Origin of the sequence: Kitasatospora kazusensis, from assembly GCF_039529945.1 — a bacterium.
Taxonomy (GTDB): Bacteria; Actinomycetota; Actinomycetes; order Streptomycetales; family Streptomycetaceae; genus Kitasatospora; species Kitasatospora kazusensis.
In genome coordinates, this window is sequence record NZ_BAAANT010000001.1 from 1 (window position 1) to 21,739 (window position 21,739).

A 21,739-nucleotide genomic window follows, 5' to 3' on the forward strand; every position below is an offset into this window, starting at 1 on the left:
GTCGAAGCAGTCACCATCGCGCCGCACCACAAGACCGCCCCGATCAACCCACCCGTCACGGTCAGACGAGCCTGGGACCACTAAGTCACTGGTATTGAGGCTAGCCTGACGGAAACGCAAAAAGCCCGGGGTAGACAGTCTCACTGTCAGCCCCGGGCTGTGAAAATGCAAGGAACGGTAGATGAGGCTGCGTGGGTCCGGTGGGGACGCCGACGCAGTGGGGGGACGTAATTTGCACCGATCGGACCGGCTCCATTGATCACGCAGTACTGCCACCTCGGGAGCCGTCAAAATAATACGTAAAAAACTAATCTACGGGATGTCGATCCAGAATTAACCTATGTGCATTCTACTGGCAGGATGGATAGTCCAGTCTGGATATCTCTCCAATTCTCCAGATGGTGACTTCCCTTTTCTTGGATTGGCCATTCGGGATGCATGCCGTGCGTGATTCTATATCCTGGTCGCGATATGTCTCGACGGTTCGGCTCTTGTCAATCAGAACTGTAACCCAGTTCAATGACTCGTCGATTACGTATCCTGAAACGATAGCCCCACTGCGAAGTTTGAGCTGCTCGGCGGCAAGCCAGGGCCTGTCGTTGAAGAAGCCCTGGGTCAGTGGGAGTAGGGCCAGGAGGGCAACGGGAAGAATTGAAGTCTTGCCGCTCGTCAGTGTTGAACTGAGCCGCTTAAGGCGATCAAGGTATGAATTGAAACTTTCATGGTGCAGCTGCCGCGCCTCGGCGAGCTTTTCCAGGTCAACTACCCTGTCTGACGACAGTTGATCAACGCGCCGTTTGGCATCTTCGGCCTTCTGCTGGAGCACATTGGTCTCTTTGTCGAGGCGAGAGGCGGGGGAGATGGAACCTCCGTTTGCCGATTTCCCCCGGAGGGCCGCTTTTCCTTTTTCCTCTCGCCGGGAATCAAGGTAACTTGATGTCATTATGAGGAATGCCACGATCATGGCCATGGCTACCATGGCCGACCATGAAACTATAAATGAGGCAAAGAGGCTGAGTCCGGCGAACCACGCCCAATAGATTCTCTTTAGGCGTTTGTTGAGATTTGAGCGAGCCGCGATAGATGCGGCCAATGAAGACAGTCCAGTCGTCAAGATGGGGACTTCTAGAATTAGCACGCCGATGGCAACCTGGAGCGCGCCGTTCTTTGAGATTAGTGTCAAGGCGGTGTTCAAGTCTCCGCGTGCGACGAGCATTATTTTTACTACGGCAAGCGCGAAAGTGATTGCACCGAATGCTTTCAGGAGGTTGTCGAGGGTCAGGCGCTGTGCTTCTGCTCGGCGCTCCTCTTCCTCGATGAAGTCGCCGATCTCCTCCAGCTCTGACTGTGGACGGTGCCGACTTTTCCCCCGTTGGCCCTTGCCTATCACTAACCCACACCCCTCGTAGTCCTGACGCATGCGTGTAGAAATGCTACCGCCGCGAATCGAGTCAGCGTTATGCTTGCCAGGCATTCGTTGAGTGCAGCTCTTCCCGGAGGCTTCCGGGCCCTCCCAGCAAGCGGGGTGGTTTGGGAACCGGCCTCCCTGCTGCAGCCGGGTCGGCTTGATTCCACCGACGGGGACCGCATGGACACTGTTGGGGCAGATCGTGCCCTACGACGAGGCACTCGACTTGGACGCCCGCTATGGCGGGCTGCTCCATGGGGAGCCGGAGGCTGTGGAACGGGCGTGGAACGCGTAGGTGGTGCGACTGGTCTCACATGCATGAGGGCTGGTCATCACCGAAAGACAGGGGCTCGCGCCGGGTGTTCTTGAAAACTGTCGTGCGGTGACCCCGCACCGTGGTTCAAATCCCACGCTCTCCGCAGCAGAACGACCCCTGACTAGCTGAAACGGTCAGGGGCTGTCGGCTTTCCGGGCTCGGGCGGCCGCCGCCTCTTCCGCGTTGAATGTCACCCACGAACTGCGGACCACCCACCCCATGAAAAGCACGGGAAGTGCGACGGCCTGCGAGAGCGGCGCCCGGAGCAGCGGGTGCAGGATGCCGGGGTGCTCGTAGGCGCTGTCGGCGACGGGAGTCCACAGCCGCACCTGCAGCGTGTCGCCGACCTGGTGCTCTTCGTCGAGAGAGATCCCGACCTTGATGCCCGTGAAGTGCTCGTCGCCGGAGTCGGACGTGAAGTCCCCGGACAGGGTTGTCCCGTGGGATCCCGGCTCCCCGTCACCGTTCTCCTGGGGCTCGGTCGCGGTGACCTGGAACTGCCCGTGCGTGCCCCACAGCGTGGTCCCGATCTCCTCCACCGTCAGGCGGTACAGGAGCGTGAGGGTGAGCGCCGTCAGGCCGGCTAGCAGCGCTGTCATCACCGTCACGCTGAGGATCAGAGCCCAGGTGGGGGTGGGCTCCGCACTCACATCGCCGGACCCCGCCATGGCTACCCCCTCGGATCGCCCGCATGCGCAGGCGGTAGGACAGCCACGCTGGCAGGCGACCTGGGATTAACCAAGGTGAATTCCAGCCACCTGCTGTCAGCTGGTGTGAATTTTGCTCGATGGCGGAGACGTACTCGGTCCAGGTGCACGGCTTCGGACCGGAGCTCCGAGGCTGCCTGGGATCGGTCCCGGCAGTCGGTCAGCGTCCGACGGCGTGGACGGGCCAAGTGGAGAGCCCGAATGGGTCTCTGCCACGTGCCCCAGTCGTGCCCGATCGTGCGGGAAACACCGGGGAATTGCGGTCGGGTTCGGGTGGCGGTCAGGCTGCAGACCGTTGCCTCAACGGCGCAGGTCAGAGCACGTGAGCCACGCCAATCCTTGTAAAGCGGGGGTCGTCGGTTCGAACCCGACAGGGGGCTCAGCGCACCACCTCGGATGAGCTGCAGGTTTGGCCTTCTGGGAGCTCCATCGCCGGCCTCGGACGACTCGTCCGGGGCCGTCTGCGTGAGTGGATGGCCCGGTCGTGGTGGACACCGTGGTGGAGGGCCCCTACCTGCAGGGCCGTTCACCACGGAGGTGAACGGCCCTGGACGCGGTTGGCCGCCTTCGTGCCCGGATCGGATGCTCAGAAGCGGCGCAGCAGCTTCCTTCGGCTCCGGTGGCGTCCTGCTCGCCGACCGGTCGGCAACCCCTCCTCGGCCTCGCCTGCTCCGAGGTCGGGTCGGGCTGGTTCGTCGTTGAGGAGGATCGACTGCCAGACCCGTTCATGGAGTTCCTGGATGCAGGGCCCGCAGGCGAACATCGCCGCCTGGGCGCCGGCGACGATCGCCGGGCCGATCCACAGCACACGGGTCCACTGTTGGCCGCAGTAGAGCCAGCAGAATCCGTCGACCCAGTGGTTGCCGTCGTCAGTAGCCGCCTGAGCAGGCAGGCCACCACGGGCGAACTCGGCGATCCCGGGCACCACCCTGTGCGGCAGCGCCAGTTCCGTAAGCACAGCTCGGCCCTCTGGTCAGTAGCCCTCGACGGTCACAGGGGTCGGGCGGTCACCGTCGCGCGTGCGGGCGGGACTGTTCTTGTCGCCGTCGGCGAACAGGAGGGTGGGCTCGGCGAGGATGTCGCGGCCGGCCTCGCTCTTGTAGATCTCGTCGACGCTGCCGAACCGGGCTTCGGAGTAGTCGAGTTCGAGCAGGGCAGCGGCCTGGCGGACCGATGCCTCGTCGGGGCCTTCGATCTCCACGAAGGTGGGGAGGTCGGGCCAGGTGTCGAAGTCGAAGGCGACTTCGCCGAGGCGCCATTCCTCGCGGTAGTTCTCCTGGTAGCGGACCTCGCTCAGGCCGAGGCTGCGGAGGATCTCGGCCATGGCCGCCAGGTCGGTGACCTCGGTCTCGATCTCGGTGGTGCCGTCGATTGTGGTGGCGTCGGTGACGTGCTTGAGCGTCAGCGTCGAGCGGGTGCCCTCGTCGCGCAGCCGGACCCACTGACCGCCGTCGAGCGCGTCGTTCTCGAAGATCTTCCGGGTGAGCAGGGTGCGGGGGAACGCCTGGGCGGCGCCCAGGGCGGTCAGTTTGGCCTGGAGGTCGGCGACGTCGACGGAGAGGAATTTCGCCTCGTACTCGTGCTTCATGAGTCCTTCTTCTGGTAGGGGGGAGAGGGGTTGGGCGTGCGGGCCGCGAGGACCAGGCCCATGCGATGAGTGTGGTCTTGGAGCCGGCCGAGGTGCGCTCGCTCGGTGAATTCGGCTGTTCGCAGCGCGAGTAGAACGTTCCAGGCGCTGGTGAAGTGACGGCTGAGCTTTTCGGGGGACGTGTAGTGCTCCACGAGGCGGTGGCGTGACTCGACCGGCATCATGAACTCCGCGCCGAACAGGCCGCCTGCGCGCACCAGGAGTTGCATGCGGGCCACGAACTCGGCGAGCGGGCGGTGGTGGTTGGCGCTGTAGTGCCACGAGCAGCTCGTCCAGACCGCGTCGCACAGCATGTCGAGGGGCTCGGCGTTGAGGAAGTCCTCCTCTACGACCTGGACTCGGTCGTAGAGCTCTTCGAGCTTGAGACGGTCGATCAGCCCCATCGCGTGGGCATTGACGTCACCCGGGAGGTTGACCTCTCCGCCGTGGAGGGCGAGCGGGTCGCACTCGATGGCGATGACGCGGTAGCCGGCGGCGGCGAGCGGCAGGACGAACTTGCCGTCGCTCGCACCGACGACCGCGACGGTGGCGTCAGGGGAGGCGTGCTCCTTCAGCGCGGCGAGGAACTGGGGGAAGAAGGTGAGGGTGTGCTCCCACAGGCTCCGTGTCTGCACGGCGGTGGGCTCCTTGTGTGTCTGTGGCGAGGATGGCCTGGACGACCTGGTCCGGTGCGAGGCCCGTGGTGTCCACCTGGTACATCGGGAACTGGGTGTAGGCGGCGGTGATCTGTTCGGAGGCGTTCTCGCCGAGGGCGTCCCACCGTGAGATGGGCTTGTCCCGTCGGGCCAGTCGGCGTCGGCGCTCGCTGTCCGAGCAGACCAGTTGGTAGGTGACGGGCTGCGGTAGGTCGGGGGGCAGGGTGATGCCCAGGTGGGCGCCGCAGGCCTGGTGAGTGGCCAGGCAGCGGGCGAAGTAGCTCTCCACGACTACCGGGATCCCGACATCCAGGTAGCGCTGTACCTGCTCGGCGGCGGTGAACAGCGCGGAGAGGTAGAGGGACATCCGGGCCTCGACGCTGGTCCGGTGGTCGACCTGCTGCCGGAGCGGCTGGTAGAAGTCCGGCACGGTGGGGACCAGCACAGCCTCGCGGGCTGCGGCGAGCATCGGCGCGATGGTCGACTTGCCCGTGCCCCGCAGCCCTTCGAGGCTCTCGAACGGGGGATGGTCAGACACGGCCGTACACCACGTCCGGCACGGCGAGGGTGAGCTCGTCGGTGGCGCTCGGACGGTGGATGATGTGGCCGGCGTCCTTGTCGTACCAGAAGGCGTGGGAGTCCTTGCCGACGGCCTTGCAGGACATGGTGAGCGCGCCGCGCGGGTCGGCTTCGATCCGCTCGATCTCGCGCGGGCCGCCCGCCGGGACGCAGATCTCTGGAGCGCCGTCGGTGGACAGGTCCTCGTCCACGATCACCTCGATGGTCAACCGGGCGTCCTGGAGCTGGTCCCGGAGACGGGCGTAGGCGGCAGGGTCCGTGACGACCAGCTCGGGATGGTCGGCGGCGTGGCCGACGGGCCGCAGGCAGTGCAGCTTCAACTGTCGTGCGCCGAAGTCCTGAAGAGTGCGTGCGAGCGGCAGCACCTCGTCGATGTTGCGCGCGTTGACCGTCATGGTCGCCCCCGTGGCCACGCCGAGCTCCCGGGCCAGGTCCAGTGCGCTGAGTGCACCCTGGTAGCTGCCGAACTTGCGGAGGTGGTCGTTGGTGGCGCCGATGCCCTCCAGTGAGATTCGCAGGAGGTCCACGTACGGAGCGATCTCCGTCAGGCGCCGCTCGATCCGGTAGCCGTTGGTGCAGATCTCGACCTGCAGGCCGAGTTCCTGCTTGGCGTGGCGGACGACCTGCGTCAGGTCCTTGTAGACGAATGGTTCGCCGCCGAGCAGGGTGACGGCCTCGGTGCCGTACTGGTCGCGCATGAGGGTGAGGAGGTTGATCGCTTCCTCAAGGGTGAAGGCGTCGGCGTGCTTGAGGCGCTCGCCGTGGAAGCAGAACAGGCACTCGAAGTTGCAGCGGTAGAGCAGCTGCAGGTACAGCATCCGGATCCGGCGGATCCCGGTCACTTCACCGATCACGTGGGCCTCCCTCGGCCAGTGTCTGGTTGGTGACCTGATGGTGACGGAGAGCGATGGGACCGCATCACCGCGTACCGGGACGGTTCGGGGACGTCCTGGGACGTTTCAGTGCGACGCGAACGATTCGACGAGCCGCAGGAGGTTGGCCGTGTCCGACAGATCTGGGAGCACGGTGTGCGCGCCGGCGGCTGCGAGTTCGGTCTGGCTGTGGACTCCGGTGGCAACCGCGATGATCCCTGCGTCCGCGGAGAGGGCCGCCTCGACGTCCCGTGGGGTGTCGCCCACCAGCACGACAGGCGCGTCAGTGGGAAGTCCGTGGTGTCGTTGCACGCGTTCACGGGCGACGGCTACCAGCTCTGGGCGTTGGACGGCGTCGGCCCCGTATGCCCCGACAGGCAGGTCAAGCAGTTCATCGAGGCCGAAGGCCGACAGCTTCACGCGCGCGTTGGCCGCGATGTTGCCGGTCAGCACCGACGAGACCCAATCAGCACGGGCCGCTGCTGCCTTGAGCGCCTCGCGTACGCCAAGCAGGGCCGTGCCGCGCCTGCGCAGATCGCTGAGACGCTCAGCCCCCGCTCCCGCCAGAGCCGCCTGGACAGTCGCCCAGTCGGGCTCGGGCAGATGGTTCCGGAGGAACATCTCACGCATGATCAGCCGATCGGTGCGGCCCTCCGTCTGTGCCGCCTCGGTCGGTGAACGTCCCGCGAGGGAGGTGAACGCGGCGGCGTAGATCTCCTTGCTCACACCCCCGTTGTCGATGAGCGTGTGGTCGATGTCCCACAGGACGATGAGCGGCATACCGCCAGCGTAGACACCCTGTTGCAGCGTCAGGTGAAGCGAAACGTCCCGCAACGTCCTTGCGAGCCGAGCCCGCCTCGGCTTGTATTGCCTCCGTGAACGAGCGACTTCGCTCCGTACTCGCCCAGCGCGGCGTCTCACCCGAGTCGCTCGCCGCCGCATGCGAGGTGGACCCCAAAACAGTTGGCCGCTGGCTCAGCGGCCGAATGCCGCACCCACGGCACCGCTTCACGGCAGCGCAGCAGTTACGCGTGGAAGAGGCCTTCCTCTGGCCTGCCACACAGCCCCGGACGGGCCGGTCGGCCACTTCCGGTACCGAGCTTGTCGGCACCTACGCCAACCGCGCGAGCGTCCCCCGCGAGATGTGGCTCTCCCTCCTGCGGGAAGCCGAGACGCAGATCGACGTACTCGTGTTCTCCGGGACGTTCTTCGCCCAGTCCAACCCACACATCGCCAAGATGCTCGCCGAACGCGCCGGCGCCGGTGTCCGGGTTCGTCTGTGCTTCGGAGACCCGAGCGGCCACGCAGTCGCCATCCGGGGCCGCGAGGAGGGGATCGGCGACACCCTCGCCGCGAAGATCCGCGCCTCCCTCACCTACTACCGGCCCCTGCCCGCGATGTCCGGCTGCGAAGTGCGCCTCCATGACACCACGCTCTACAACTCGCTCTTCCGCTACGACGACGACCTACTGCTCAACCCGCACGTGTGGGGCCAGCCGGCCAGCGCCAACCCTTTGCTCCACCTCCAACGAGTTGACGCTTCGGGCTGGTTCGACAACTACGTTCAGAGTTTCGAAGCCGTCTGGGAAAACTCAAAGCCCTGGACACCGGATCTGGAGGGGACCAACGCGCATGGGCAGGACTGAGTACCTCAACGACCCCGACGCCCCGGCGGCGAACACCCTCATCCCCGCCAGCAACCTGCTCGTCGTAGACGACACCGGCGCCATCCTGCTCCAGCGCCGCCGCGACACCGGCCAGTGGGCCCTGCCAGGCGGAGCTCAGGACATCGGCGAGACCGCCGCTCAGTGCGCGGTGCGCGAATGCCTGGAGGAGACCGGCGTCATCGCCGAGGTCACCGGCTTCCTCGGCGTCTACACCAACCCGAACCACATCGTCGCCTACACCGACGGCGAGATCCGCCAGCAGTACGAGAACGCCTACATCGGCCGCCCCGTCGGCGGCGAACCCACGATCAACGACGAGGCTGACGGCGTCCGCTGGATCCAGCCGGCTGACCTCGACCAGTACGACATCCACCCCAGCATGCGCCAGCAGATCGGCGACTACCTCACCGGCACGTACCCCTATCTCGGCTGAGCGGCCAGAGCCGCTTCCACGCGCGCCACCGCCGCAAAGATCTCCGGCGACGCCCGACGGATGAACCGCCCCACCACACTGTCCGCTCCGTAGCGGCCGACGATCTCCGCCACCCGCTCCTCGGCCGTCGTCAGCGCGCCGTTGGGCGTCGTCGTCATGTCGCAGTAGACCAGCGCATCCACCAACAGCTGGTCCTCTGGCAGCGGGAACTCCGCCTCAAGCACATCGCGAAGCCCGCGTTCCTCGGCCTCCAACAACGCGAACGAATGGTTCGCTACCAACCGCACCAATCGCTCGTCAGCGCCGTGAACATCGCGGAGGAACCGGGCGCCGTCGAGCGGGTGAAGCCCAGTGAACGCAAGCCGTGGCGCGTACCCGACATCGTGGAGCACAGCTGACGCACGGAGCATGTCGGCGTTCTTGCCCAGCATGTGAGCAAGATCGGCCGCGCGTGCTGTGACCCCTTGTGAGTGCGTCCACCTCCGGGGCAGTGCCACGGACAGTTCCGCCGCTGCTACCTGCCACGCCCACTCACTCAGGACTTCGCTCATGACCAAGTGCCTTCCCCGAGGTCAAGGGAGACAGTCCTCCGGCGCGGACGGGGGCGGAGGTCCTTGGCAGCGCACTCCCGCCGGTGCGTGGTCATTTCGAGTTCCGGCTGATCCACAGGTATCGAGAAGGTCACCGCCCGGGTCGGCGGAGGATGGCGGGGTCGTTGCCGAGGTCTTCCAGCAGGGCGTCCAGCTTGGAGCGGTCGACCGACGACATCAGGAAGACGTGGACGTAGCTGCGCCGGGTGGTCTCGTCGCCGGGGACGAGCAGGACGTCCTGCGAGGAGAGCGACCACTTGGCCACCAGCTCGGGGCTGGGCTTGCGGAACCGCACCGTGATGGCGCCCGGGGTGCGGGCCGGCCACAGTTCGACGTCCTTCTCCTGCTCCAGGAGGCGGAGCCGGCGCTCCAGGTAGGCGGCCAGCTCCTGGGCCCGGCGGATCCGGTCCACCTGGTCCTGGTAGGAGTGCCGGGACAGGTGGTCCCAGAGCACCAGCGGGGAGAAGCCGTTGCGCGAGCCGGCGAAGGTGGTGTCGGGGGCGCCGATGTACTCCGGCTGGGACGGCGGCTCGATCTGGTACTTGGCCTTCGTCATGTAGATGCCGCAGGGCCACGGCGCGCCGGGCCACTTGTGGCCGCTCATGGCGATCGAGGAGACCATGTCGAGGTTGCCGAACTCCCGGGTGGGCAGCGTGATGCCGAAGTCGAACTCCGGCAGGACGGTGTCGGGGGCCCAGCCGTACCCGGCCGGATCCGCGTCGGCCATCCGCAGGAAGGGCGCGTACCCGGCGCCGAGGGCGCCGTCCACGTGGATCCAGAAGCGCCGGCGGAGGTCGGTCAGCGGCTCGCCGGTGCCCGGGTCCTTGCCGTAGGTCACCTCGCCCTGGACCAGCCCGTGCTTCTCGAAGATCGGCAGCAGGCGCTCGCAGACCGCCCGGACGTCGTCGTGGGCCCCCTTGAAGGTGCTGCCGAGGTTGAGGTTGACGAAGATCGGGTGCCCCTTCGCGGCGAAGAACTCCACCAGCACCGCCAGGGCGTCGATGTCTATCTCGCCGGTGCCGTCCCACGTGTGCCCCGAGGGGCCGCGCCGGGAGGGCACCTCGGCCGGCCACTCGTGCGGTGCGGCCGACGGTCCGGCCAGCGGGCACTCGTCCGGGTACTGCTCCGTGCCCACGGCGTGGAAGGTCTCGACGCCCAGTACCTGGACCGCCTTGGCGAACGAGTAGTGGGTGTCCTCGGAGTAGAACGCCACCGGGCGGTAGGCGTTGGGGTTGCCCGGCTCGGCCGCTGCCCGGACGTACCGCGGGGCGCCCGACGGGCCGGCCGGCGACTGGATCAGCGCCTTGCCGCCCAGGTAGTCCCTGGCGTTCCAGAGGGCGTACATGTTGCCCTCGGTCGAGCCCATGGACAGCACGTAGCCCCAGTACGACTGGGGGTCCTCCGCGTCGTACGGCCCCTTGGCGTGCCACAGGGCGGCGTAGTAGTCGAGCACCGCGCGTTCGACGACCTTGGTGTTCGGCTTGTAGCCGCCGCTCTGGAAGGGGTCGCCGAGGTTGTTGATGTTGTGGTGCAGGAACCGGCCGAGGTCGAAGGCGCCGCCGCCCATCTCCTGGGTCGCCTGGTAGCCGAGCAGGTACCGGCGCTTGCTCGTCAGGTACTCGTCCATCGTGTCGAGGGCGCGCAGCCGCTGCGCGTCGTCCAGCCCGCCGGCCGGAAGTTCGAAGTCCTGGACGTCCGGCTCCTCGGCCGGGCCCTGCGGCGGGAGGAGGGCGGACACGTCCAGGGGCGGTATCAGGATGTCCGGTCGCGCGGCCTCGTCCTGGCCGACTCGAACGGTCAGGGTGTCGGTTGGGCTCATGGCGCAGCACTCCGGGTTCGCTGGGTCGGAGGACCCGCCGGGCACATCCGGGGGGCCGGCGATGGCCGGTCCGATCGAACGCCAGGATGGAACCTGTGACGTGGGAGAGGGAAGTCTTCCGCAGAAGATTCGGAATCAGCGGTCGATACCTTGCACATCGGCGGTATGAGCGGGGACCCTGGGTGCCGTGCCGAATTTTTCCGAAGCCCGCCGAGCGCCCATCGACGACGTCGACCGGGCGATCCTGCGGATTCTCGCCGACAACGCCCGTACCCCGAACAATGCGCTCGCGGACGCGGTGGGCATCGCCCCCTCGACCTGTCTGGCCCGGGTGCGCGCCCTGCGTGAGCGCGGGGTCATCCGCGCGTTCCGGGCCGAGATCGCCCCCGCCGCGATCGGGTTGCCGCTGCAGGCGATGATCTCGGTCCGGCTCCGGGCCCACACCCGTGAACAGAACGAGAGCTTCCGCGCGACGGCCCCCGACATGCCCGGTGTCGTGGCGGTGTTCCACATGGCCGGATCCGACGACTACTTGCTCCACGTCGCCCTCGCGCACCCCGACGCCCTGCGCGACTTCGTGGTGGACCACCTCACCACCCATCCCGCGGTGGCACAGACCCGGACCAACCTGATCTTCGAGCAGATCCCCGGACGCCGGCAGCTGGCCTCCGGCCTGTGAGGACGGGCGCATCGTGCGGACGCGGCACGCGCGTCCGATGCGCCGGGAGCGAGGCGGACCGGACCCTCGGCAGCGCCCGCGGAGCGGGCCGCCGGGCGTCCGCCGCCACCCGGTGGCTTCCGGAACCGCGGGAGGACTCCGGGCCTGCGGGAGGCGGGGCGCCCGGCGCGCTCGGGACGCGGCCGTCGGGTGCTCAGATGCCGAGGCTCAGGGCCCGGGCCGCTGCGTGGTCGAGGAGGTGGTGGATGTCGGCCTGCCGGGTGCCCGGCGCGTCGTTGTACTCGTCGGGCGAGCTGACCGGGCGTCCCGTGGCGTGCAGGACCTCCATCACCTGCGTCCGGGCGCGGCGCGCGCCGTCCGGCGTGCCGTAGCCGTGGGCGAGCACGGCGGCCTGGGCGCCCAGCAGGCAGACCCGGCCGGTGCTGTCCCGCAGCGCGCCCTGGATCCAGCCGTGGAACGCGATGTACCGCGAGGCCAGCCGCAGCTGGGTGGCGACGCTGACCTGGGCGGGCCGGGCCGGCCGCCGGGCCAGCCGGTCCAGCAGCGTCGGCCGGGGCAGGGGGTGGTCGGCGTTCCACGGCTGCGGGACGCTGCCGAAGGAGCAGATGTACGGCACGGCCGGCCCCGGCGGTGGTGCGGCGGCCGCCGGGCGTGGGCTCGGGCCCGTTTCGGGGGCCGACGGGTGGGGCTGGAGCGATGCGAGGTAGGCCTCGATCTCGGTGACCAGTCCGGTCCCGGCGAGGGGCGGTAACAGCAGGTCCGGGCGCGGGGCGTCGAGCGGCACGCTGACTCCTTGTGTCGAGTTTGTCCCAGTTTGTGACTCATCTGTTGATAACTCGAACCAGGCGCGGCGTCCGGTAGCCGGCCGTTGTGGGGCGGACGTGTCGGGCGCCGCACGGGGTGGTCCGGAGCGCTCCGACGGTGCGCCGAGCGAGCAGGCGGCGCGGGTGGGCGGCGGGCGGGCGGGGGTCGTACGGTGGACCGGGGGCCGACTGTAGGAGGCCGCGATGCCTGGTTCCGTCACGATCAGCCACACCGATGCGCTGGTGATGCTCAGCCACCCCGATGCGGAGCGGTTGACGACGATGCTGCGGGAGATCCCGCGACTGTTGGCGATGGAGGGGCCCGACCGGCTGACCGACGCGCAGATCGGCGCGCTGTCCGGGGGGCGGGTGCAGCACCGGGACGAGCTCGCCCAGTGGGCGAAGGAGCTGTCCGAGTACCTCAAGGCGCATCTCTGACCTGCGCCCGGCCACCCGGTCTTCACCGGCTCCCCGGCGGGCCCCCGGCAGGTTCCGGGGCTGATCACAGGTCCGCCCCACCGGTCGTCAGCCGGCCCGGTAGCGTGCCGGTCATGTCGATCTCCTGGGTCACCGTCGGGACCCCGCTGCCCAGCGGGCCGGTCCGCCTCGCGGTCACCGACCTCGGCGTCGCCGCCTGCTCGTTCGCCGGGGAGTCGGTGGCCGGCGTGCCGGGCCGGGCCGGCACGCCGGACTGCACCGATGAGGCGCGCGCACGCACCGTCGCCGCCCGGCTGGACGAGTACTTCCAGGGGCGCAGCCGGACCTTCGCCCTGCCGATCGACTGGCGCTTCACCTCGGGCCCGCACCGGGTGGTGCTCCAGACGCTGCTCGCCGAGGTCCCGTACGGCGCCACCATCACGTACGGCGAACTCGCCAGGCGCAGCGGCGTGTTCGACGACCTGGCCGGAGTCGGCGGGGTCGCCGCGCGGGCGGTCGGCCAGATGATGGGGGCGAACCCGCTGGCGCTGCTGGTCCCCTGCCACCGGGTGGTCGCGGCGGACGGGCTCGGGGGCTTCGGCGGTGGACCGCTCGGGATGGAGATCAAGCGCTGGCTGCTCACCCTGGAGGGGGTCCTCCCGGCGACCCTCGACTGGGATGGGCCCGACGCGGCCCCCTGATCCTCTGCCCCTGGGCCGTACGCCGGTACGCCCGTACGCCGGTACGGTCGGATGGTCGGTGGGCCGACGAGGTGCGGCGGGTGGTGTTCGAGGGTTTGGGGACGGGTGTGCGGGTTCCACCGCCATGACATGCGGAAACGATCGGAGCGGTCGATCAAGTGATCGAAATAAAATCGACCAAATGATCGTCTCGTACTAATTATCCCCCGGCATTGATCACTCGAACGAGTGATTGCACGGGCGCCCCGGACGGCCCAACAATGGTGAGTGAAAAGTGACGATGCGTCATGCGCTCATGGGGAGGGCTCTCTTTCATGTCCACCGAGACCGGTATCGGCATTCCCGCACCGGGCGGGCCGCCGGACGTTCAAGCGCAGCAGTCGAGCCTCGGCACCGCAGCCGCGAGGAACCTTTCGACGACCACCAAGTCCGCCCCGCAGATGCAGGAGATCAGCTCGCGGTGGCTGCTCCGGATGCTGCCCTGGGTGGAGGTCCCCGGGGGTACGTACCGGGTGAACCGGCGGCTGACGTACGCGGTCGGGCGCGGCCGGGTGAGCTTCGTGAAGACCGGCTCCGAGGTGCGGATCGTGCCGCCGTCGCTGCGCGAGCTGCCGGTGCTGAGCGGTTTCGAGGACGACGCGCTGCTGGTCGAGCTCGCCGGCCGGTTCAGCCGGCGTGAGTTCGCGGCGGGTGAGGTGCTGGCCGAGGCGGGCCGTCCGATCGACGAGATCTTCCTGATCGCCCACGGGAAGGCGAACCGGGTCGGCCTCGGCAAGTACGGCGAGCCCGCACTGCTCGGCGTGCTCGCCGACGGCGACCGGCTGGGGGACGAGGCCCTGTCGCAGGCCGACGCGCTCTGGAGCCACTCCGTCAAGGCGGTCACCGCGGGCACCGTGCTCGCACTGCCGCTGACCGCCTTCGAGGAGCTGGTGGGCCGCTCCGCCGGGCTGCGCGACCAGGTGCTCGGCTACCTCACCGCCGCGGGGCAGCCGCAGACCAAGAAGGGTGAGGCCGCCATCGACATGTCGGCCGGCCACCGGGGCGAGCACGAGCTGCCCGGCACCTTCGTCGACTACGAGCTCGCGCCGCGTGAGTACGAGCTGAGCGTCGCGCAGACGGTGCTCCAGGTGCACAGCCGGGTCGCCGACCTCTACAACGAGCCGATGAACCAGACCGAGCAGCAGCTCCGGCTGACGATCGAGGCGCTCCGCGAGCGCCAGGAGCACGAGCTCGTCAACAACCCCGAGTTCGGCCTGCTCCAGAACGCCGACTACGAGCAGCGGGTCCAGACCCGGTCCGGCCCGCCCACTCCGGACGACATGGACGAGCTGCTGACCCGCCGCCGGGGCACCAAGTTCTACCTGGCCCACCCCAAGGCGATCGCCGCCTTCGGCCGGGAGTGCAACCGGCGCGGGCTCTATCCGGAGCCGGTCGAAGTGCACGGGCACCACGTCCCGGCCTGGCGCGGGGTGCCGATCTTCTCCTGCAACAAGATCCCGATCGTGGGCGGTCACACCAGCTCGATCCTCGCGATGCGTACGGGAGCCGACAACCAGGGCGTCGTCGGCCTGCACCAGACCGGTATCCCGGACGAGTACCAGCCGGGCCTCTCCGTCCGGTTCATGGGCATCAACGAAAAGGCGATCATTTCCTACCTGGTCAGCGCCTACTATTCCGCCGCCATTCTCGTTCCTGACGCGGTCGGCGTGCTGGAGAACGTCGATATCGCCCACGGACGCGACTGAGAGCAGAACCTGCGCGCAAAACTTGAGCGCAAAACCTGAGCGAGTACGGGCAGCCGTGTGCGGCGGTCCGGCCGGGTCGGCCGGGGCGCTCGCGCACGGCTGCCCGGGCGGGGACAACCAAGCCGAGCGAACGTGGGGGCAGACAGACATGGGGATTTTCGCGCTAGAGCGTGATCAGCGGGAGGGCCACGAGGCCGCCGCCGTGCTGGCCCGTGCCAGGGCGGTCGTCGATCCGGCGCTGCGGGAGGCCGTCGACTCCCTGCCGGAGTCCGCGCGGCACATCTCGGGCTACCACTTCGGCTGGTGGGAGGCGGACGGCAAGCCGTCCGAGGCCGGCGCGGGCAAGGCGATCCGCCCGGCCCTGGTGCTCGCCGCGACCCGGGCCGTCGGCGGCCGGCCCGCCGACGCGGTACGTGCGGCGGCCGCCGTCGAGCTGGTGCACAACTTCACCCTGCTGCACGACGACGTCATCGACCGGGACGAGACCCGCCGCCACCGGCCCACCGCCTGGAAGGTTTTCGGTACCACCGACGCCGTTCTGGTGGGCGACGCCATGCACGCGCTGGCGCTGCGGCTCCTCGCCGAGGACGGCCACCCGGCCTCCTCGGCAGCAGTCCGCCGCCTGGCGGACTGCGTGGTCGAGCTCTGCGCCGGGCAGCAGAGCGACTGTGCGTTCGAGCGACGCAGTGACGTTTCGCTGGCCGAGTGCCTGGCCATGGCGGACGCCAAGACGGGGGCCCTGCTGGGCTGCGCCTGTGCGCTGGGGGCGCTGTACGCGGGCGGCGACGAGCCGACGGCGAACGCGATGGAGGCCTTCGGACGCGAGATCGGACTCGCCTTCCAGCTGATCGACGACCTGATCGGGATCTGGGGCGACCCGGCCGTCACCGGCAAGCCGGTCGGTGCGGATCTCGCGGCGCGTAAGAAGTCCCTGCCGGTGGTCTTCGCACTGCAGTCCGGTACGGCCGCCGGAGCGGTGCTCGCCGAGTTGTATGCGCTCGACCGTCCGTTGACGCCCGAGGAACTGCTGACCGCCGCGGCGGCGGTGGACTCGGCCGGCGGCCGGGCCTGGGCGCAGAGCGAGTCCTGCGAGCGGATGGCGGCCGCGATGAGCCACCTGGCCGACGCCGTGCCCGACCCGGCCGACGCCGACGAGCTGCTCGCACTGGCCGAGCTGGTCACCCGCCGGAGCCGCTGACCGGGCCGCTGGCCGGAGCAGTAGGCCGGAGCGGCAGGCTGACCAGGGGGCGTGTGGGTGTGTCCCCGCACACGCCCCCTGGAGCCGTTCCGGGCGGAGGCTCCACCGCGGAACTTCTTACCGGCCGGCGCTGTCCGCCAGGATCTCGCGTTCCTTCTCGGGAGTGATCCCGAGCGGGATCGTGCCCTGCCGGTACGGCTGCGCGGCGGGCCCGCGCTCCTGGAGCCAGCCCCAGGTGTCGCGCACCGTCTCGGCGAGCGGGCGGCAGCGGAGCCCGGCGGTATGGGCCCGGGAGCTGTCCGCGTGCCAGATCGCCGCCCAGTCGGACTGGTCGGGAGCCCAGATCGGCAGTTCCGTCCAGGGCTGCACTCCGGCGGAGTGCAGCAGCTCCTCGTCGGTCCAGACCTGCTCGGCCTCGGCTCCGGTGGCCTGCACGCAGGCGTCGAGCAGTTCGCCGAAGGTGCTGCTGCCGGGCCGGTTCGTGGTGATGTACCGGCCTGTCCGGCCCTGCTCGACCAGGTCGAGGCCGAAGGCGGCGAAATCCCGGGCGTCGATCAGCTGCATCCCGCGTGCCGGGTCGCCGGGGGCCAGCACCTGCCCGCCCCGGGCGATCCGCTCCAGCCACCAGGGCAGGCGGCCGATGTTCTCGTACGGGCCGATGAGCAGGCCGCAGTTCAGGATCAGCGACCCATCGGCGCCGAACTCCTCCAGCAGCGCGCGCTCGCACCCGGCCTTCAGGTGGTTGCCGGGCGGCTGGTCGGGCGGGGTGTCGGCCGGGCACGGGTGGGTGCCGGAGTTCTCGTCCACCGGCAGCTTCCCCCAGTCCGCGAAGGCGTGCACGGAGGAGACGAAGGTGTAGTGGCCGGTGTGCGGGCGCAGCAGCCGGGCGGCCAGCCCGACGGCGTGCGGCTGCTGGCCGGCGGTGTCCACCACGGCGTTCCAGTGCCGGTCGGCGATCAGCCGTTCCAGGTCGGCGGGGAGGTTCCGGTCGCCCCGGACGGCCTCGACACCCGGCTGGTCGGCGCCGGAGATCCCACGGTTGAAGGTGGTGACCCGGTGGCCGCGGCGCAGCGCCTCCGAGACGTAGGCGCGCCCGAGAAAGGAGGAGCCGCCGATGATCAGGATGTCCATGGCGCAAGCTTCACCCGGATCGGCCCGACTCGAACTGAGGTTCACTGCGAGCTGAGCGCCCAGGGCATGGGCAGGACCCGGACGGGGCCCGGCCCGAGCCGGGGTCGAGGTGCCGGCCCGGCGGACTGCGCATAGCATCCACCCGGGGCGTTATATCCCCTATGTCCATGTCGGACCCGTATGTCCATGTCGGACCCGGCCGGTCGAACGACCGGCCGTCGGTCTGCACCACGGCCGAACGCCGACCAGGCAGGGCCTGCCGCTGCGGCCCGGTCGGCGGCACCGGAAGGCAGCGACAGTGGAGGGACCCGCATGACCGATGCCGCCTCGGCCGCCCTGGTGGCACTCGCCGCCGACGCGTACGTCTACGGTTCCGCGCTGGTCGCCGATCTGACCAGGGTCGACACCTTCCGCACCCGGGGCATCGGCAGCACGCCGCCCACCGACTTCAACCGGTTCGGGCACTCGGGCGGGCCGACCGTCGCGGGAGCCGGGGTCGTCCCGGTCAACAACGACACCGTGTACTCGGTCGCGCTGCTGGACCTCTCCGGCGGTCCGCTGCTGCTGGACGTCCCGGACAGCGGCGGGGCGTACTACGTGCTCCAGTTCGTCGACGCCTGGACCAACAACTTCGCCTACGTCGGCCGCCGGGCCACCGGGACCGCCGAGCAGCGCCTGCTGCTCACCCCGCCGCACTGGCACGGCACACCCCCGCCCGGCGTCGGTGTGATGACCTGCCCGACCACCGTCGCGAGCATCGTCGGCCGCTATGCCTGCGACGGCCCGGCGGACCTGCCGCGCGTGCGCGCCCTCCAGCAGCGGCTGGCACTCGCGCCGCTGGAGCCGGGCGGGGTGTACGCGGGGCTCCCGCAGCCCGACCCGGGGACGCCGGCGGAGCTGCTGTTCCTGGAGCGGCTGCGCCGGTGGATGGCGGCCTTCCCGCCCGCCGCGCCGGACATCGAGTACCAGCAGCGCTTCGCACCGCTCGGACTGCTGGACACCGGCGCCTCCCCCTACCCCGGGGCCGCGGCCGAGTGGACGGCTGCGCTGGCCGAGGGGCTGGCCGCAGGGGAGGACCGGGTCGAGCAGGCGAGCAGGCCGCCCGAGGACCGCCCGGCCGGGCAGCCGGCGGGGGAGTGGAACGCCAACCTCCACCTCTTCGACTACAACCTGGACCAGCTCGGTCCCGGCACCCTCGACGACCCGCGGTGGCGGATCGCCGACCGGCGCGCCGCCTACCTGACCCGGGCGGTGGCGGCCCGGACCGGGCTCTGGGGCAACCACGCCTACGAAGCCGCGTACGCGAGCACCGTCGAGGACACCGAGGGCGGGGTGCTCACCGGCGCCCGCTCGTACACCCTGCGCTTCGACGCCACTCCGCCGGTCGGCGCCTTCTGGTCGGTGACCGTGTACGACCTCCCGGACTTGGCGCTGGTCGCCAACCCGGCCGGCCGCTACTCGGTCGGCGACCGGACCCCGGGCCTGGTGTACGGCGCGGACGGCTCGCTCACCCTCCACCTCCGGCACCGGCCGCCGGCCGACCCGGCGGAGGCGGCGAACTGGCTGCCCGCCCCGGCGGGGGAGTTCCGGCCGGTGATCCGGATGTACCAGCCGGGAGCCGAGGTGCTGGACGGCTCCTACCGGCTGCCGGGGATCCGGCCCAGGTGAGGCGCGGCTCGTCCCACCCGGCGGGGCCCCGGCCCGGGCGGCCCGCCGGTGGGTGACGCGGTCGGCCGGATGCTGGCCTCGGCCGTGGGCATCGCGCTCAGCCCGCTGCCGCTGACGGCGGTGGTCCTGATGCTGGCCGGGCCGCGCGGCCGGACGGCGGCTGCGGCCTTCGCGCTGGGGTGGGTCGCGGCGCTGTCGGCGGTGGCCACGGCGGCGGTGCTGGTGGGCTCCGGCCTCGACACCAGCGGCCCGCACCCGGCCTGGTCGTCCTGGTTCGGCCTGGCGCTGGGCGGGGTGCTGCTGGGGCTCGGGGCGGCCGCATGGCGGGCCCGGCCGCGCGAGGGACGGGTGCACGGTCCGCCGGTCTGGCTGCGGGCCGTCGACCGCCTCGGCCCGGCGCGGGCGGCGGGGGTGGCCGTGGCGCTGGTCGCGGCCGACCCGAAGAACCTCGTGCTGGCGGTCGGTGGCGGGGCCGCCATCGCCACGTCCGCTGCGGACGGCGGTGACAAGGCGGTGGCCGTGATGCTGATGGTGCTGTTGGGGTCGATGGGCACGCTGCTCCCGCTCGCCGTCCACCTGCTCGGGCTCTTCGACGGGGAACGGTCCGCGAAGGTGCTCGGCGAGTGGAAGGCCTGGGCGTCGGTCCACAGCTCGGCGATCACGCCGGTGGTGCTGGTCGTGCTCGGCAGCGGGTACGTGGGTGACGCGCTCTCGGGCCTGACCAGGTGACGGAGCGCGCCCCCGGGCCCTCGGGGGCGCTGCTGGTCACGACGGCCGTCACGACGGCCGTCACGACGGCCGTCACGACGGCCGTCACGACGGGTGTCACGACGGGTGTCACGACGCCGGTTGTGCGGACGGCGAAGCCGGGGAGGCGGTGGCCGGAGCGGTCGGCGTCGGGGTTTGGGTCGGTGGCGGGGCACTGGAGGGGCTGGCGGACGGGGACGGCGACGGACCGGTGCTCGGGGGCGCCGACGAGGTGGGCGGCGGGGTGGGCTGCCCGGTCGGCGCCGGGGGGCCGCCCTCCAGCGTGACCACCGCTTCGGACGGCGGGAGGGCGATCCGGGCCGTCCAGTGGGTCTGCGGCGCGCGGCTCTCGTCCACCGTCACCGTCACGGTGATCCGCTGGCCCGGGTCGAGCGAGCCGGAGTCCCGGCTGAGGCGGAGCCAGGCGGCGTCCACCACGGCGTGCCAATCGATCGCGGTGCCGCCGGAGTTGGTCAGGGTGAGGATCGTGCGGCCCGCGTAGTCGTTGGCCTCGACCGTCAGCTGCCCGGCGGCCGGCGCGGGTGCGGGCGCCGGAGCCGGGTCGGCGGCCGTACCGCCGGAGGCCGGTGGCGCGGGGTGAGCCGCGGGCGCGGACGCGCCCCGGGACGGTACGGGCACGGCCGCGCCCTGGACCATCGGCAGCAACGTTTCTGCACCCGCCGCCCCGGCCAGTTGCAGCCCGCCGCCTGCCGGACGCACGGCGGCCTCCGGCACCGCCGAAGCGGCCTGGGTGGGAACCGCGCTGTCCACCCGCACCGAGGAGACCGTCCCGGCCGGGTCGCCCCCGCGATGGGCGACCCAGAGCGCCACCACCGGCGCCGTCAGCACGGCGGCGAGCACCCCCGTGGTCACCATCCGCTGACGCACCGCCAGCCCGCGCCCGGTGAGCCCCCGCCCCGGGCCGGGGGCCCGGTGCCGGGGGAAACCGCGCTGGTCGAACCGCAGGTCGAGCAGGTCCGCAGCGTCGTCGGCCCGGACCGCCCGCCGCCCGGCCGCCGCCCCGGCCAGGAAGGCGGCCCCCGCCGACTCGTGCGCCCCGTGCGACTCGGGGATGCCGGGTCCGCCGAGGACGGCGGACCCGCCGGACCCGGCCCGTACGGCCGCAGGGGCCGGCAGCATCGGCAGCCCGGAGAGGTCGGCGAGCCCGTCCGGGGTGTCCGGCCCGTCCGTCCGGCCGCCTGCCCCGGCCGTTCCCGTCGTTCCCGTCGGCCCGGGCGTCCCGGGTGCCGTCGGAACCTCCGCGACGCGCTCGGCGGTGCCCCGGCAGGTCGGGCAGTCCAGCACGTGCTGCACCAGCTCACGGCGGAGTGCGGGGCCGAGCACCCAGCCGCGCCAGCTCTCCGCGCCGACCCCGCCCAGCTGCGCCAGTACCGGGCAGCTGCCGACGCCGAGCACCAGCAGCGCGGCCCTGGTCCGGCCCACTTCGGCGCCCGCCGCCGAGAGCAGGGCCTGCGCCGCCGCACCGGACAGCCCCAGCACGGCCGCGATCTCCTCGGGCCGCAGCCGGTGCCGGACCGCCAGCTCCAACGCCTCACGCTGCTCGGCCGTGGTGCCCGCCGCCTCCGGCCAGGCCAGCGAGGCCAGCTCCCGCTGCCGCTCGGCGGCCTGCGCGGCCTGCGGGGCCTGTGGGGCCGGTCCGCCAACGCCCCCGGGCCCCCTGGCGGCCTCGGCGCGCCCGGGGCCGGGGCCCAGCCGCCGCAGGCAGCAGTGCCGCGCCAGCGAGTAGAGCCAGGCCCGCAGCAGCCCCGGCTCGGCCAGCCGGGCACCGTGCCGCAGCGCGAGATCCCGCACCTCTCGGACGGCGGCGACCGCCGCGTCGTGCTCGCAGAGGACGGAGAGGCAGTAGGTGAAGAGCCCGTCGACGTGGTGTTCGTAGCCCTGGAGCGTGGGGGAAGCCTGGGGGGCCAGTCTGGTGGTCACCCGACAGACGGTAGAGAGACGGCGGGCCGGGCCCG

At 70.6% G+C, this 21,739-nt stretch carries 22 protein-coding genes; 9 read left to right on the forward strand and 13 right to left on the reverse strand.

Translation table 11 applies throughout. The annotated features are described in order from the left end of the window. Positions 1–349: 349 nt before the first annotated feature. The 8 genes from ABD330_RS00005 to ABD330_RS00040 all read right to left on the reverse strand — a co-directional run bounded on the left by ABD330_RS00005 (position 350) and on the right by ABD330_RS00040 (position 6,945). Positions 350–1,420, reverse strand: a complete 1,071-nt coding sequence (locus ABD330_RS00005; protein ID WP_344459306.1) for a hypothetical protein — start codon at positions 1,418–1,420, stop codon at positions 350–352. Between the two features lie 438 nt (positions 1,421–1,858). Further along, a complete protein-coding gene (locus tag ABD330_RS00010) occupies positions 1,859–2,323 on the reverse strand; it encodes a hypothetical protein (protein WP_344459308.1) in 465 nt (154 codons plus the stop codon). 694 nt (positions 2,324–3,017) lie between these two features. Then, on the reverse strand, positions 3,018–3,389 hold the full coding sequence (locus ABD330_RS00015) for a hypothetical protein (protein ID WP_344459310.1): 372 nt from the start codon (positions 3,387–3,389) through the stop codon (positions 3,018–3,020). Between the two features lie 15 nt (positions 3,390–3,404). Continuing rightward, on the reverse strand, positions 3,405–4,019 hold the full coding sequence (locus tag ABD330_RS00020; RefSeq protein WP_344459312.1) for a class IV adenylate cyclase: 615 nt from the start codon (positions 4,017–4,019) through the stop codon (positions 3,405–3,407). Continuing rightward, entirely contained in the window at positions 4,016–4,693 is a 678-nt protein-coding gene (locus tag ABD330_RS00025; RefSeq protein WP_344459314.1) for a class I SAM-dependent methyltransferase, read from the reverse strand. Before ABD330_RS00025 ends, ABD330_RS00020 begins: the two co-directional genes overlap by 4 nt. Beyond that, on the reverse strand, positions 4,611–5,252 hold the full coding sequence (locus tag ABD330_RS00030; protein ID WP_344459316.1) for a P-loop nucleotide/nucleoside kinase family protein: 642 nt from the start codon (positions 5,250–5,252) through the stop codon (positions 4,611–4,613). The genes ABD330_RS00025 and ABD330_RS00030 overlap by 83 nt, the downstream gene beginning before the upstream one ends. Continuing rightward, entirely contained in the window at positions 5,245–6,147 is a 903-nt protein-coding gene (locus ABD330_RS00035) for a radical SAM protein (protein WP_344459318.1), read from the reverse strand. Before ABD330_RS00035 ends, ABD330_RS00030 begins: the two co-directional genes overlap by 8 nt. Positions 6,148–6,252: 105 nt before the next feature. Further along, entirely contained in the window at positions 6,253–6,945 is a 693-nt protein-coding gene (locus tag ABD330_RS00040) for an HAD family hydrolase (RefSeq protein WP_344459320.1), read from the reverse strand. Between the two features lie 95 nt (positions 6,946–7,040). Between ABD330_RS00040 and ABD330_RS00045 the strand changes: the two genes are divergently transcribed. Together ABD330_RS00045 and ABD330_RS00050 are read left to right on the forward strand one after the other, a co-directional pair. Continuing rightward, on the forward strand, positions 7,041–7,811 hold the full coding sequence (locus ABD330_RS00045) for an XRE family transcriptional regulator (protein WP_344459322.1): 771 nt from the start codon (positions 7,041–7,043) through the stop codon (positions 7,809–7,811). After that, positions 7,798–8,265 (forward strand): NUDIX hydrolase, encoded by a 468-nt coding sequence (locus ABD330_RS00050; protein ID WP_344459324.1) that lies wholly within the window; start codon positions 7,798–7,800, stop codon positions 8,263–8,265. The genes ABD330_RS00045 and ABD330_RS00050 overlap by 14 nt, the downstream gene beginning before the upstream one ends. Here ABD330_RS00050 and ABD330_RS00055 read toward each other — a convergent pair. Next, positions 8,253–8,816, reverse strand: a complete 564-nt coding sequence (locus tag ABD330_RS00055; RefSeq protein WP_344459326.1) for an HD domain-containing protein — start codon at positions 8,814–8,816, stop codon at positions 8,253–8,255. The two genes, ABD330_RS00050 and ABD330_RS00055, sit on opposite strands and share 13 nt — an antisense overlap. A 130-nt stretch (positions 8,817–8,946) precedes the next feature. After that, complete coding sequence (locus tag ABD330_RS00060; protein ID WP_344459328.1) at positions 8,947–10,674, reverse strand: PLP-dependent aminotransferase family protein; 1,728 nt, start codon at positions 10,672–10,674, stop codon at positions 8,947–8,949. 187 nt (positions 10,675–10,861) lie between these two features. Here ABD330_RS00060 and ABD330_RS00065 point away from each other — a divergent pair, with 187 nt between their 5' ends. Further along, the gene (locus ABD330_RS00065) at positions 10,862–11,353 is read left to right on the forward strand and encodes an Lrp/AsnC family transcriptional regulator (RefSeq protein WP_344459330.1); all 492 of its coding nucleotides are present in this window, start codon (positions 10,862–10,864) and stop codon (positions 11,351–11,353) included. Positions 11,354–11,546: 193 nt separating this feature from the next. Here the strand turns inward: ABD330_RS00065 and ABD330_RS00070 are convergent, their stop codons facing one another. Then, on the reverse strand, positions 11,547–12,137 hold the full coding sequence (locus tag ABD330_RS00070; protein ID WP_344459331.1) for a DUF6197 family protein: 591 nt from the start codon (positions 12,135–12,137) through the stop codon (positions 11,547–11,549). Between the two features lie 223 nt (positions 12,138–12,360). Here ABD330_RS00070 and ABD330_RS00075 point away from each other — a divergent pair, with 223 nt between their 5' ends. The 4 genes from ABD330_RS00075 to ABD330_RS00090 all read left to right on the forward strand — a co-directional run bounded on the left by ABD330_RS00075 (position 12,361) and on the right by ABD330_RS00090 (position 16,217). Beyond that, positions 12,361–12,594, forward strand: coding sequence for a hypothetical protein (locus ABD330_RS00075; protein WP_344459332.1), 234 nt, complete (start codon positions 12,361–12,363; stop codon positions 12,592–12,594). A 113-nt stretch (positions 12,595–12,707) separates the two neighbouring features. Further along, positions 12,708–13,274, forward strand: coding sequence for a methylated-DNA--[protein]-cysteine S-methyltransferase (locus ABD330_RS00080; RefSeq protein WP_344459334.1), 567 nt, complete (start codon positions 12,708–12,710; stop codon positions 13,272–13,274). 314 nt (positions 13,275–13,588) lie between these two features. After that, entirely contained in the window at positions 13,589–15,019 is a 1,431-nt protein-coding gene (locus ABD330_RS00085) for a family 2B encapsulin nanocompartment shell protein (RefSeq protein WP_344459336.1), read from the forward strand. A gap of 148 nt (positions 15,020–15,167) precedes the next feature. Beyond that, on the forward strand, positions 15,168–16,217 hold the full coding sequence (locus ABD330_RS00090; RefSeq protein ID WP_344459338.1) for a family 2 encapsulin nanocompartment cargo protein polyprenyl transferase: 1,050 nt from the start codon (positions 15,168–15,170) through the stop codon (positions 16,215–16,217). Positions 16,218–16,334: 117 nt separating this feature from the next. Here ABD330_RS00090 and ABD330_RS00095 read toward each other — a convergent pair whose 3' ends face one another. After that, positions 16,335–17,348: an NAD-dependent epimerase/dehydratase family protein gene (locus ABD330_RS00095; RefSeq protein ID WP_344459340.1), complete on the reverse strand. Its 1,014-nt coding sequence runs from the start codon at positions 17,346–17,348 to the stop codon at positions 16,335–16,337. Positions 17,349–17,660: 312 nt separating this feature from the next. Between ABD330_RS00095 and ABD330_RS00100 the strand changes: the two genes are divergently transcribed. Together ABD330_RS00100 and ABD330_RS00105 are read left to right on the forward strand one after the other, a co-directional pair. Continuing rightward, entirely contained in the window at positions 17,661–19,016 is a 1,356-nt protein-coding gene (locus ABD330_RS00100; protein WP_344459342.1) for a DUF1254 domain-containing protein, read from the forward strand. Between the two features lie 48 nt (positions 19,017–19,064). Next, positions 19,065–19,745, forward strand: coding sequence for a GAP family protein (locus ABD330_RS00105; protein WP_344459343.1), 681 nt, complete (start codon positions 19,065–19,067; stop codon positions 19,743–19,745). 108 nt (positions 19,746–19,853) lie between these two features. On the opposite strand, the gene ABD330_RS00110 is transcribed toward ABD330_RS00105, so the two are convergent. Continuing rightward, positions 19,854–21,704: a BACON domain-containing protein gene (locus ABD330_RS00110; protein ID WP_344459345.1), complete on the reverse strand. Its 1,851-nt coding sequence runs from the start codon at positions 21,702–21,704 to the stop codon at positions 19,854–19,856. Between the last annotated feature and the right edge of the window lie 35 nt (positions 21,705–21,739).